Raw genomic sequence first — 13,108 nt, 5'->3', positions numbered from 1 at the left:
CTTCAACAGGCTCAGGGCGAACGGTTCAAACTAGATTATTGATATTATGACTTAAATCCGCCGCCCGGTAATCCGGCTGATTTCCTTCGCCACCATTGCCTCGACCAGCGACGGCAGATTGCTGTCGAGCCAGTCTTTCAGCATCGGGCGCAGTGCGTCGAGGACGACGTCCTCCATCGTGCGGCCCGCAGCGGCGGGCGCCGCAACCGTCGCGGCGGCAACGGCGGGTGCGATTGCGGCGGTCAAGGCTTCGAGCGACTGGCGCGCGGCATCGGCGCTGGCTTCGGAGACGAGCTCGTCAGCCGCAGCAGCGGTTTCGGCGCCGTCGTCATCTTCTTCGTCCTGAAGGTCCAGAATGTCGTCGGCTTCGGGGACCCGGATTTCGCGCGTCGAACCCGGGGCTTCATCGCGTGCGATCACGCGCCTGATCGACGACAAGATATCTTCCATCGATGGTTCCCGCGACATATCGCCCATAACCAACCCCCTAAACCATCGCGATTACCGGATGGTTAACTATGCTCTTACCGATTGGGGGCGTGTTTTGCCAAGCCTTATTGTCGCGGCAGCGCGGGCGGGCCAACCGGAACGCTCGCGGTCGCAGCGGGGACGGCGCGGGTGTCGGTCGCCTGTTGCTGCGGCGCGGGATCGTCGGCCCAGTCAGAGATCTGACCTTTGACGCGGTTGTAGTTGACCTCTGGGTCATAAAGCGCGCCGCCTTCGATCCCCAGATCGCGGGCCTCAGCCTTGCCCATCGCGGCGAGGAGCGAGAAGGCGGCGACATAGGAGTTGCGCTGCGCCGACACCAGCTGGACCTGCGTGTTCAGATATTCCTGCTCGGCGTTCAAAATGTCGAGGATCGACCGGGTGCCGACGCTGTTTTCGGCGCGCACGCCCTCCAGCGACAGGCCGTTGGCGCTCACCGCTTGCTGCGTCGCGGCGATGATCTGCTCATTGGCGCGCCACGCGGCATAGGCTCCGCGGGTCTGGGCGATGACGCTGCGTTCGACCTCGACGTAATTTTCGATCGCCTGGCTGGTGCGCGACTGCGCTTGGCGCACCTGCGCCGACGGGCGGCCGCCCTGAAAGATCGGGATTGACAGGGACAATCCGGCCGAGGCGCTTTTCGTGACATTCTCGGACGTCGGATCGTTCACCGAATTCAGGTTGTTGTTGTACCCGCCGCTGGTTGTCGCCGACAGCTTGGGCAGACGGCTGGCGCGCGCGACGCCGATGTCGGCGCGGCTGGCGTTGACGATCTGGTTCGCGGCTTCGATGTCGGGATTACTGATCAGCGCGATCGCGACCGCCTCGTCGGGCGAGGCGGGCAGGTTCGGCAGTTGCGGCGGCTGTTCCAGATCGACGGGCGCCTCGCCGACCAGGCGGGTGTAGGATTCGCGGCTGGCGATCAGGTTCGCCTCGGCGGTGCGCAGATCGCCTTCGGCGAGCGCGAGACGCGCCTCTGATTGCGCGACATCGGTGCGGGTCAGGTCGCCAATTTCGAAGCGGTCGCTCGTCGCCTGCAAATTGGTGCGCAGCACCGCGACATTTTTCTGGTTGAGCTGGACGATCGCCTGATCGCGGATGACGTCCATATAGGCGCCGACGGTCTGGGCAAAAATGCTCGCTTCGGTCGCGCGAAGGTCCGCTTGGCCCGCCTCGACGCGAAATTTGGCGGCCTTGACCGCGTTGCGCACCGCGCCGCCTTGATAGATCGGCACCGACAGCTGGCCGCCGACGCTGACGAAACGCTTGGGCGAGAAAAAGCTGTTGCCCGGGATCACCAGATTTTCCTGATAATCAACCCCGACGCCGACAGTCGGCAGGCCGCTCGCTTTCTGGATTGGGACATTTTCGTCGTTCGCGCGCTGTCCGGCGCGCGCCGCGGTCAGCGTCGGGTTGTTTTCATACGCCTTCGCCAGCGCCTCCTGCAAAGTTTCGGCCTGCGCCGCCGACGACAGGGTCAAGGCGCCGACGGCCAGACCGGCAAGCCAGCGGGCGCGGGGGAGAGGCCGTTTCTTATCGGTATCGAGCATCGTCATGTCAGCCTGAAACAGGGAGGGAAATGGCTTTTAGAATGTAAAGCCCGCCGGCGCGGCAAAGCCGGGCAGCGGCGCGACGTCCATGTCGGCAAAGCTGCGCAGCGTGATCGCATCGCCCGCCTTGACCCCCTGGACCAGCCGCGTCACCGCGCCGTCGGGACGCGCGGCGACCAGGCGGCCGCCTTCGGCCAATTGCGCGGTGAGCGCGTCTGGCAGCGTTTCAATCGCGCCTTCGACCAGGATGCGGTCGAACGGCGCGGCGCTCGGCGCGCCCGCGCTTAGAGGTCCGGCGACCCAATGGATATTGGCGTCGGCGATCGCCGACTGCGCGATCGCCATCAGTTCAGCCTGTTCCTCGACCGCATGAACTTCGGCGCCGAGCCGCGCGAGCAGCGCCGCAGTATAGCCGGTCGCGCTGCCGATCAGCAGCACGCGCTGGCCGGGGCGGATCGCGGCGGCCACCAGCATCCGGCCGGTGACCAGCGGTGCGTTGAGCGCGCGGCCGTGGCCCAGCGCGATCGCGCGGTCCATATAGGCGACGCTCGTCAGATGGGCGGGCACATGCGCCTCGCGCGGTACCGCCGCCATCACGCCGACCACCGCCGGGTCGATGACGTCGTTGGTACGCAGCTGGCTGTCGATCATGGCAGAGCGCATGTCCGCCGCGGTGATTTCGCTAAACTTGGTCGCCATCAGCCTTTTCCGATTCCCTGGGGGCATGAGCCCGTGCGGGGCAGCTCTAGCCCAACCCATGCTGTATTGCAATAGTAATACAGCCTCGGCCCGCATAGATGCGCATAGCGGGCATCGCTGGTGCCGCCAACCCCGGATCACCGGCCCGCGCGGCCCTGCGGGCGAATCCTTGACAAGCCGATGAAACCCCCTCACTAGCGGCGCCGTCCAACCCCCGACCTATCCCCCCAGGGATGCGGTATTTGGCATGAGGCCCGATGGCGGAGTGGTGACGCAGCGGATTGCAAATCCGTGCACGCCGGTTCGATTCCGGCTCGGGCCTCCACCGTCACATCGCGCCGCCGCCGACGTTCGCTGGTGGTTGCACAGTGGGCGTAGTTTCTTTTATCTTTCCCCTTTGCGGGGGAAACATAAAGCTGTTCAGCCCGTTAAAGCCCGTTAAGCAGCATCCGACGACCGGGAGGGTGCCTTTGGTCATGGTTTCGGGCTGATACCCCGGTTAGGAGATTGCCATATGCGAGCGATGCGCACCGATTTTGGGTCAGTGGGACCGCGCGCGCAATGAGTATTTCCGCCGTCACCGCGCTGCTGTTGCTGTCTGGAACCCCGCCGACAGCGGCCGATGTGGCGCCCGACAATCCGACCGAGATCCAGTCCCAGCGCTTGGCGGGTGATCCATTGCCCCCGCTGGTCGTGCCGACGATCGAGCAGACCCCGTCGCCGTCGCCCTTACCATCATCATCGCCGGTCGCGACGGAGCCATCCAGCGGTGAGCCACCGGTCGAAACGCCAGGAGCGCCGAACGAAATCGTCGTGACGGCGCGCGGCGATGCGCCGCCGGGCGATCCGCTGCAAGCGATCAACATCGAATCCTATCGGGCGGTGCAGGCGATCGACAGTGCGTTGGTGGGCCCGATCGCGATGGGGTATCAAAGCATCGTTCCCGAACCCGTCCGCGATGGGGTGGGCAATGCGCTGCGCAACCTGACCGAACCGGTCAATTTCCTGAATTATCTGTTGCAGTTCAAGATTGGCAAGGCCGCCGAAACGCTCGGCCGCTTTGCGATCAATACGACCTTCGGCGTCGGCGGCCTGTTCGACGTGGCCAAGAAAAAGCCGTTCAACCTGCCGTATCGGCGTAACGGCTTTGCCAACACCTTGGGCTTTTACGGGGTCGAGCCCGGTCCCTTTTTCTNNCCTGCCGCTTTTCGGCGCGACGACATTGCGCGACATGGCCGGCAACGGCCTCGACATGTTGGTCCTGCCGACCGCGATCGGCAAGCCGTTCAACCGCCCCGCCTATGCGGTGCCGACGACGGTGGTTCGGGCCCTCAACGATCGTATCGAACGCGATGCCGAAATCGAGCGCCTGCAAAATGAAAGCATCGATCCCTATGTCGAGGTCCGCACCCTGTATCTGGAAATGCGACGCCGCGAAATCGATGCGCTGAAAGGCACGGTCCCTAGCCTCCCCGCTGCTCCGCCCGCCGAGACGACGAGCCTTCCGGCCGATGCGCCCATCGATCCCGCTCTGCCGGTCGTCGGGGCGCCCGTGGACATCGCGACGCCGCCCGCCGATGATCGCCCCCCGCCTTGAGAAAGGCGATTGTCGCCATGGTATTGCTGGCCGCGGCGCCCGCCGCGCTGGCAACCGAGCGCGCCCGCGAAGCCGGCGTGGTTATCGGCGTTCTGGACCCCGGCCCGCTCAACAGCATCACCGATGTTGACGGGGTCAAGGTGGGTCATGTCACAATCGATGAGGGTAAGGATATCCATACCGGGGTCACGGCGATCCTGCCGCACGGCGGCAATGTCTTTCGTTCGCGGGTTCCCGCCGGTTTCGTGGCGTTCAATGCCTTTGGAAAGTTTGCCGGCTCGACCCAGGTGGCCGAACTGGGAGAGATTGAGACGCCCATCCTGCTGACCAACACGCTCAACGTCCCCGAAGCCGCGGCCGCGGCGATCGCATGGACGTTGGACGGGCCGGGCAACGAAGCGGTTCGGTCGGTCAACGCCGTCGTTGGCGAAACGAACGATGGCGTGCTGAACGACATCCGTCGCCGCCGGGTCACCGCCGCAGACGCGCGGCGCGCGATCGACGGAGCGAAGGGCGGCACGGTCGAGGAAGGGTCGGTCGGAGCGGGCACCGGAACCGTGGCGTTCGGTTTCAAGGGCGGGATCGGAACGGCGTCGCGCCGCCTGCCAAGCGCAATGGGCGGATGGACGCTGGGTGTTTTGGTGCAAAGCAATTATGGCGGCGTACTGACGATCGCGGGTGTACCGGTCGGGATCAGACTGGGCCGCCACGCCTTTGCGGGCGGACCCGGTCGTGACAGCGCAGATGGTTCGGTCATCGTGGTCATTGCCACCGACGCGCCGCTGTCCGATCGCAACCTGCGCCGTATCGCGGAGCGCGCATTTATCGGGATCGGACGGACAGGATCGTCTTTCTCCAACGGATCCGGCGACTATGCCATCGCCTTTTCGACCAACCCGGGGGTGCGCCGCGAGGAAGGAAGCCCCCCGACGGCGCAAATCAGCGATCTTCGCAACGAACAGATTTCGCCGCTGTTCCAGGCGGTCGCCGAAGCGACCGAGGAAGCCGTCATCAATTCGCTGTTTGCCGCCAAGACGGTCGAGGGCCATCGCGGCCGCGTCGAGCGGCTCCCGGTCGAGACGATATTGCGCTGGCTAACGGCCGGGAAACCGTGATCGCGCCGCGCTACGCGCTCCTTGTCTTGCGCAGCAGGCGGCCGGGAGCGCCAACCCGCTCGCCGCCTTCGAATGCCGGCTGCCCGTTCACCAGCACCAGGTCAAACCCTTGCGCCTGCGCAAACGGGTCGACGTAGGTCGAGCGCGCTTTCACCGCGTCGGGCGCAAAGAGGATCAGGTCCGCCTTCGCGCCCGGCCGCACCGTGCCCCGATCGGCGAGCCGAAGGATGCGCGCGGGGAGCGCGGTGGATTTGCGGACGGCCTGTTCGATCGGGAGCCTGCTGCTGCCCACCACATATTGCTCGATCAATTTGGCATAAGTGCCGGTGGCCCGCGGGTGGCGCATACCGGGGCCGCCGTCGGTCGAGATCGCGACGTCGGGATCGAGCACGAGAATATCCTGTAGCGCGGCGTCCATGGTGAAATGCGCGCCAGAGGCGCCGCCCGGCCCGATCCTGATCAGGAAATCGGCGTAGGGCAGCCCCGCCTCCCCCGCCGCTTGGGCCAGGGTCTTGCCGGCATAAGGAGCCGTGCCGATCAGCAGCGCGTCCGGCCCGCCGCGCCGGGTCATGCGGGCGATCAGATGATCGCGCAGTTCCGGTCGTCGCCGCGCGACGATCGCGTCATAATCGCTGGGCGGTAAGGCCCATTCGGGAAAGAGCAGGGCAATGCCGGTATAGCCTGCATTGTACGGATAGGCATCCGCGGTCAGGTCGATACCGGCGCGGCGTTTCGCGGCAATATAGTCGAGCAGTTCGCGCGCGCGGCTCTCGCCTTTGCCAAACACCACTTTCAGGTGCGAGATATGCGGCCGGCCCGGGTGCGCCGATGCGATGAGCTCCTCGATCGAAGCTTCGATCTCGTCGTCATTCTCGGATCGCATATGGCTCATGACCACGCCGTCGTGGCGGGCGACCGTTTGGCCAAGGCTGGCAAGCTCCGCGCCTTCGGCATAGATGCCGGGAACATATTCCAGGCCATAGGATAGACCGTAGGCGCCAGCGGTCAGTTCCCGGTCGAGCAATGCGGCCATCCGCGCCAGCGCGGTATCGTCCGGTTGGCGCACCGCGTCGGGGATGCCGGAGGCCCGGCGCAGCGTGCCGTGGCTCGCCAGGACCGCAACATTCAGCGGTAGCGCTGCGCGGTCGGCCGCCGTCAGCCAGGTCTGCAGATTCAGATCGTCGCCGATGCGGGGACCGCTGCCGTCCACGCCGAGCAATATGGTGGTCACGCCCATCGCCAGAAATGCGTCGTAGGATTGCGTCAGCGGATCGCCGTGCGTGTGGGTGTCGATAAATCCCGGGGCCAGAACGCGGCCGTCGCCGGGAACCAGACGCGCGCCGCGCGGCGCGGCACTCCCCGGCGGCAGAATGGCTGCCACCCGGTCGCCGGTGACGGCAACGTCGGCGCGCCGCGGTGTGGTCCCGGTGCCGTCGATCAACAGGACATCGCGAAAATAGATCGACGCTTCGCCCGCAACGGCGGCCAGAACCGGCAGATTCGCCAAGGCCCCCCCGGCTATCGCGGCGCCCATGATCTGACGCCGCGTGATGTCATGCACCATGAAAATCTCCCTTGGCCTGCAGAAACCAAGACTGCCGAAATGGGACGGCGAAAGCAAATCAAAGGGCGCGGCGCGTCCCCCGCGTCTTTGCGCTATGGTCGATCACGTCGCGCCGTCCGGCAAATGGCGCGCATATCAGCCGCCGCTGGACATTTTTCGCCACCTAACTTATATACCATCCGTTATGGAAATCGAAGCCGCCACTGTGCCGAAAGGCCGTCCGCGCGAGTTCTGCGTCGATGCGGCGCTGGCGGCGGCGCTGCGCGTGTTCTGGTCGAAAGGCTATGAGGGCGCGTCGATGGCCGACCTCACCGAAGCGATGGGGATCACCAAGCCCAGCCTCTATGCCGCGTTCGGCAACAAGGAGGCGCTGTTTAACAAGGCGCTCGACCTGTATGAGCGCGAAAAGACCGATTATATGCGCGCCGCGCTCGATGCGCCGACCGCGCGCGGCGTCGCCGAACGGCTGATGTACGGCGCCCTCGACATGTACTGCTGTCCAGAAAATCCCAATGGTTGCCTGGGGGTGANNCGGCGCCGAGGCCGAGTGCATCCGCGAAGCCGTGGTCGCGCGCAGCGCGGCGGCGAAGCAGGCGATGCTGGAGCGGTTCACACGGGCTAAGGACGAGGGCGATTTTCCCGAAGACGTCGATCCGGCCGGCCTCGCGGCTTTTTTGACCGCAATGAACCAGGGCATGGCGGTGCAGGCTGGCGCCGGCGCGACGCGCGCCGAACTCGAGCAGCTGGTTGAAACCGGCCTGAAGCTCTGGCCGGGCCGCTAGCAGAAGAAGTTTACTGATCGGTACAGAAAGCGCTTGACGCCGCGGCCGCATCTTATATACTCATCGGTACATAAACGGGCTCTCCCCCCGGACCGGCCGCCGCGCGACAAAGATCGCGCGGCGGCCGGAACCCCCTACATCCAAACAGCGAAGCCCGTATTAACCGCGACGATGCCGCCCCGCATTTTCGGCATCGTTTACGCGGCTTTTACCACTTCTGGTGCATGACATCCCCCGATGTGTTTGGCTGGGGATAAATGATGGACAGCATGCGCGGACTGCTCTCGGGCAGCCACGACCAGGACGACGGGGCGATCGATCCGCCCGCGTCGGTCGGTGTCGACGAACGGCGGATGCAGGTGCGCGCCTATAATTACTGGGCGTCGCTGCTCGCCGACCGCGCTTATCCCTCGGTCGAGGATCTCGATCTGGAGGGTGCCGACTTCGGATCGAATGCGGTGCTGCTCGACTTTACCGCCGGGGTCGAGAATCCCGGCATCGCCTTTGTCGGCGACCGGCTTCGCGTCGAGTCGCAGATTGGCGAGGATGTCCATTACATCAGCCAGATTCCCGGCCGTTCGCTGCTGTCGCGGCTGACCGATCATTATCTTCAGATCATCGCCAACCGCGCCCCGATCGGCTTCGAGGCCGAATTCGTCAACGATCGCGGCGTCACTATCATGTACCGCGGTATATTGCTGCCCTTCTCGTCCGACGACGACACGATCGACTTCATCATGGGGGTGATCAACTGGAAGGAAGCGGCACCCGCCGATCAAGCTGCCGAACTCCAGCTGTCGGTGGAACAAGCGCTGCGCAGCGCCGCGCCGCTGACCGCGCCGGTGCCGGTGTGGGCCGACGGCCCCGACAGCGAACATCTCGACGATGATGGCGACGGCGATGCGACCCCCGGCTTTGGCGCCTTGGTCGATAGCAGCGACGTGCCGATCGTCGCGGCGCTGGAAGCCGAGGAAGCGCTTGTGAGCGACCCCGGCGCCGATGCCGAACTCGCCGACTGGCTGGCGCTTGCGCGCGAAACCGCCGAGCGCGCGATCGCCGCCGACAGCCGCAGCCGCGGGGCACTGTATCAAGCGGTCGCCAAGGCATGGGATTTCGCGCTGGTTGCCGAACAGCAGCCCGAGGCTTTTGCTGCGTTGCTCGACGACGCCGGGCTGGCGGTGCAGGATCGCGCCCCGATGACGCCGGTGGTCAAGCTGGTGTTCGGTGCGACCTACGACAAGACCCGGCTTGCCGAATATGCCTGTGTGCTGGGCCACGCCAAGGACGAGGGCGTCGGCCGCGGCGAACTCGCCGCCTATCTCGATCGCTATCCGGGCGGGCTCAAAGGCCTGGTCAAAGACGCGCGCGCACGCCGCAGGCCCGCGGGTGATCCAAGCGCCAAGGTTGATGAAAAGCTTATTGCTTTGCGCACCGCACATCCGGCGATCATCCTCGAACATGACGCCGGCGATGCCGAATTTGTCGTGCTGATCGCGCGTGCGATGCCGGGCGGGCATATCGGCATTGTCGCCAAGGCAGCGGATGATCCGGCGTTGATCGCCAAGCTGGCGAAACGGGCCGTCGCGATCACGTCGTAGATTCTGATCCTCCCTGTGGCGAAGCCANNGCTGACGGAGGGGCTTTGGCGCTACCGTCGCGGCCCCTCCACCACTCATCTGCGATGAGCGGTCCCCCTCCCCACGGCTACGCCGCAGGGAGGATTCGTCGCTCCGCGTAACAGTCGATCCAAAACTTGAAATAATTTAACGCGAGCGCGCGAACGAGGTCTTGAGCCGCGCGCGTCGCGGGCGCATAGGGTGGGGAGCGAACGGGCCCCCGCCGATCGTCGGCAGGGATCCCCATCTTTTGGTTCGGGATGCTGCACTTTATGCCTCAAAATTCGTCCGCCACGCCGGAAACGGACACGTCCACCGCCACCACCGCCAAAGTCCCCGCCAAAATCGCCGCTGCCTATCTGGCGGCGCTGCGCGGCAGCGCGCTGCCCGGCGAAGGCGATGACATGGACGCCGCGGCGCTGGCCGACGCCAGCCAGTTTGCGGGGCGCGCGTCGCTCGATCGCGCCGCCGAAACGCCGTCGTTGCTACTCGAACCGATGGCTGCCGACGGCACTGACCGCCGCATGCGGCTGGTCATCGTCAACGACGACATGCCCTTCCTCGTCGATTCGACGTCGCAGATCGTCGCGGCACAGGGGCTCGCGGTCCACCGGATCCTCCATCCCGTCGTCGCGGTGAAGCGCGATGCAGGCGGGCATTTGCTCGAAGCGGGCGAAGGTCCGGCGCGCGAGTCGGTGATCTATATGGAACTGGAGCGCGGCGATGCGCGCGCGCGCCGCCGCCTGCTCGACGCACTCGAAGCGGCGCTGCGCGACGTCCGCGCCGCAGTGCGCGACTGGCGCGCGATGCGCGCGGCCATGCTCGCCGATGCCGCGATGCGCGTCGATGGCGAGGCGGCCGAACTGCTGCGCTGGTTCGAAGGCGGCGCGATGACCCAGCTCGGCCATGAATGGCGGACGCGCGACGGCAAGATGCAGGATCCACTGGGGGTCAGCGAGAGTAGCGAGAGCCAGCTGCTCTCACCCGCCGCGCTCGATGCGGCGTTCGCCTGGTTCGATGGTGGGGGCCATGCGCCGTTGCTGATCAAATCGAACCGGTTGTCGGCGGTCCACCGCCGGGTGCTGCTCGACCTGGTCATCGTTCCCGAACTCAAGGGCAAGAAGGTCGAGCGCCTGTCGATCCACGCCGGTCTGTGGACCAGCGCCGCGCTGTCGACGCCGCCCGCGAAAGTGCCGGTGCTGCGCGCCCAGCTCGACGTATTGATGACGAAATTTGGCTTCGATCCGTCGGGCCATGCCGGCAAGGCGCTGGCCCATGCGCTCACCGCCCTGCCGCACGACCTGCTGATCGCGTTCGATGCGGCGTCGCTCGAAGAGCTGGTGCTGACCTCGATGTCGATCACCGACCGCCCGCGCCCAAAACTGGTGACGGTGCGCAGTGCGCTCGGTCGCCATTTGTTCGTGTTCGTCTGGCTGCCGCGCGACGAGGTGTCGACCGGTCGCCGCATCGCGGTTGAGGCGATGCTGGTGCGCGAGGCCAAGGCCGGCGTGATCGGCTGGACGATGGTGCTCGAGGATGGCGGCGCGGCGTTGCTGCGCTACACGCTCGACCTGCGCAGCGGCGGGGTCGTGCCCGACACCGCCGCGCTCAACACCCAGCTCGAACAGATGGTGCGCGGCTGGCAGCCCGAGGTCGAGGCGGCGCTGGCGAAGCGGGGCGATCCGGGGCGCGCCGCGGCGCTGGCGGCGCGCTTTGCGCCGACCTTCCCGCCCAATTACCGCAACCTTTATAATCCCGAGGAAGCGGCGCGCGACATATTGCGCCTGCGCGATCTTGATGCCGAAAACCCGCGCAGCGTGCGGCTGGCGCGCAAGAGCCTCGATGGCGACGACCGGCTGCGGCTGAAAGTGTACAGCGCGGTGGGTCCGCTCGCTTTGTCCGATGTCGTTCCCGCGCTTGAACATTTCGGCTTCGAAGTGCTCGAAGAAATCCCGACCGCGCTCGGCCAGAGCCGCGCGCCGGGCATGGACGCCGACGAAGATCCGCCAATCGTCATCCATGATTTCACGCTACGCCTGCCCGCTAATGTCGATGAGTTGGCGCTGCTGCCCTACGCCGAGACGCTCGAACGCGCGATTGCCGCGGTGCTCGGCGGCAAGGCCGAGAATGACGCCTTCAACGAACTGGTGCTGACCAACCAGACCGATCCGCGCGCGATCGTGTGGCTGCGCGCCTGGTTCCGCTATCTGCGCCAGGGCGGCTCGGCCTATGGCATGGACACCGTGGTCAGCGCGCTGCGCCATGCGCCCGCGCTCACCGCCGCGCTGATCGAACGCTTCCGCGCCCTCCATGATCCCAAAGCGCGCGATGCGAAGCGTGCCGAAGCACTTGAAGCTGACATTCTCGCTGGCTTTGCCGACATCAAGTCGATCGACGAGGATCGCATCCTCCGCCTGTTCCACGCCGTCATCAGCGCGACCTTGCGCACCAACGCCTTTGCCCCCGCAGCGGAGGAAGCGCTGGCGTTCAAGATCGATTCCAGCAAAGTCCCCGGCCTGCCCAAACCGCTGCCCTGGCGCGAAGTGTGGGTCTATTCGCCGCGGGTTGAAGGCATTCACCTGCGCGCCGGTCCGGTCGCGCGCGGTGGCCTTCGCTGGTCCGATCGCCGCGACGACTTCCGCACCGAAATCCTTGGCCTCATGAAAGCGCAGCGGGTGAAGAATGCCGTCATCGTGCCGACCGGCGCCAAGGGCGGCTTCTATCCCAAGGCGCTGCCCGACATCTCGCTCGACCGCGACGCGTGGTTTGCCGAGGGCACCGAATGCTACCGCATCTTCATCCGCTCCTTGCTGTCGATCACCGACAATCTGGTCGCGGGCAAAGTCGTGCATCCCAAGAGCGTCGTGATCCACGACGGCGACGATCCCTATTTTGTCGTTGCTGCCGACAAGGGTACCGCGACCTTTTCCGACGTTGCCAATGCGCTCGCGATGGAGCGCGACTTCTGGCTCGGCGATGCCTTCGCCAGCGGCGGGTCGAACGGTTATGACCACAAGGCGATGGGGATCACCGCCAAGGGCGCGTGGCTGTCGGTGCAGCGCCATTTTGCCGAAATGGGCGTCGATGTGCAGACCGACACAATCCGCGTGGTCGGCTGCGGCGACATGTCGGGCGACGTGTTCGGCAACGGCATGCTGCTGTCAAAGGCAATCCAGCTCGTCGCGGCATTCGACCACCGCCATATCTTCCTCGACCCCAATCCCGATCCGGCGAAAAGCTGGAAGGAACGCGAGCGGATGTTCAACCTGCCGCGGTCCAGCTGGGCCGATTACAACGCCAAGTTGATCTCGAAGGGCGGCGGCATCTTCCCGCGCAGCCAGAAGAGCATTCCGCTGAGCCCCGAAGTCCAGACGCTGCTCGGCCTGTCGGTGTCCGAAATTGACCCCGGTTCGCTGATCTCGGCGATCCTGAAGGCGCCCGCCGACCTGCTCTGGTTCGGCGGCATCGGCACCTATGTCCGCTCCGGCGAAGAGACCGACGCCCAGGTCGGCGACCGCGCCAATGACGCGATCCGCATCGCCGGCGCCGAGCTCCGGGCCAAGGTGGTGGGCGAGGGCGCCAATCTCGGCATGACCCAGCGCGGCCGCATCGAGGCCGCGCGCCAGGGCGTTCGGCTCAATACCGACGCGATCGACAATTCCGCCGGGGTGAACACCTCCGACGTCGAGGTCAACATCA

The 13,108-nt window shown here is 65.8% G+C and carries 8 protein-coding genes, 1 tRNA gene and 2 pseudogenes; 7 read left to right on the top strand and 4 right to left on the bottom strand.

Features of this window, described 5'->3' with window-relative positions; genetic code table 11:
* Positions 1-51: 51 nt before the first annotated feature.
* The 3 genes from B4F07_RS05965 to B4F07_RS05955 form a co-directional block, all read right to left on the bottom strand.
* A complete protein-coding gene (locus B4F07_RS05965) occupies positions 52-450 on the bottom strand; it encodes a DUF2497 domain-containing protein (RefSeq protein WP_293699296.1) in 399 nt (132 codons plus the stop codon).
* A 104-nt stretch (positions 451-554) separates the two neighbouring features.
* Complete coding sequence (locus B4F07_RS05960; RefSeq protein WP_293699402.1) at positions 555-2,036, bottom strand: TolC family outer membrane protein; 1,482 nt, start codon at positions 2,034-2,036, stop codon at positions 555-557.
* 36 nt (positions 2,037-2,072) lie between these two features.
* Positions 2,073-2,735 carry a protein-L-isoaspartate O-methyltransferase family protein gene (locus B4F07_RS05955; protein WP_293699293.1) on the bottom strand — a complete coding sequence of 221 codons (663 nt, stop codon included), beginning with the start codon at positions 2,733-2,735 and terminating at the stop codon, positions 2,073-2,075.
* Positions 2,736-2,986: 251 nt separating this feature from the next.
* Between B4F07_RS05955 and B4F07_RS05950 the strand changes: the two genes are divergently transcribed.
* From B4F07_RS05950 to B4F07_RS05940, 4 genes and pseudogenes are all read left to right on the top strand, one after another.
* Positions 2,987-3,060: transfer RNA gene (locus B4F07_RS05950), tRNA-Cys, on the top strand.
* A gap of 236 nt (positions 3,061-3,296) precedes the next feature.
* Positions 3,297-3,869, top strand: a pseudogene (locus tag B4F07_RS17445) (MlaA family lipoprotein); the annotation flags it as partial.
* Between the two features lie 97 nt (positions 3,870-3,966).
* Complete coding sequence (locus tag B4F07_RS05945; protein ID WP_414711750.1) at positions 3,967-4,332, top strand: hypothetical protein; 366 nt, start codon at positions 3,967-3,969, stop codon at positions 4,330-4,332.
* On the top strand, positions 4,329-5,447 hold the full coding sequence (locus tag B4F07_RS05940; RefSeq protein WP_293699286.1) for a P1 family peptidase: 1,119 nt from the start codon (positions 4,329-4,331) through the stop codon (positions 5,445-5,447). Before B4F07_RS05945 ends, B4F07_RS05940 begins: the two co-directional genes overlap by 4 nt.
* 10 nt (positions 5,448-5,457) lie before the next feature.
* Here the strand turns inward: B4F07_RS05940 and B4F07_RS05935 are convergent, their stop codons facing one another.
* Positions 5,458-7,011, bottom strand: coding sequence for an N-acyl-D-amino-acid deacylase family protein (locus B4F07_RS05935; RefSeq protein ID WP_293699283.1), 1,554 nt, complete (start codon positions 7,009-7,011; stop codon positions 5,458-5,460).
* Positions 7,012-7,195: 184 nt separating this feature from the next.
* Between B4F07_RS05935 and B4F07_RS05930 the strand changes: the two are divergent.
* From B4F07_RS05930 to B4F07_RS05920, 3 genes and pseudogenes are all read left to right on the top strand, one after another.
* A pseudogene (locus B4F07_RS05930) lies at positions 7,196-7,793 on the top strand (TetR/AcrR family transcriptional regulator).
* A gap of 260 nt (positions 7,794-8,053) precedes the next feature.
* Entirely contained in the window at positions 8,054-9,391 is a 1,338-nt protein-coding gene (locus B4F07_RS05925) for a hypothetical protein (RefSeq protein WP_414711689.1), read from the top strand.
* Between the two features lie 290 nt (positions 9,392-9,681).
* Positions 9,682-13,108 (top strand): NAD-glutamate dehydrogenase domain-containing protein (locus tag B4F07_RS05920; protein WP_293704627.1); only part of this gene is annotated, 3,427 nt, incomplete at its 3' end.

Origin of the sequence: Sphingopyxis sp. UBA6723, assembly GCF_002454115.1 — a bacterium.
GTDB lineage: Bacteria > Pseudomonadota > Alphaproteobacteria > Sphingomonadales > Sphingomonadaceae > Sphingopyxis.
Note: the sequence above shows the minus strand (reverse complement) of the source record. Positions and strands in the feature narration are given on the sequence as shown.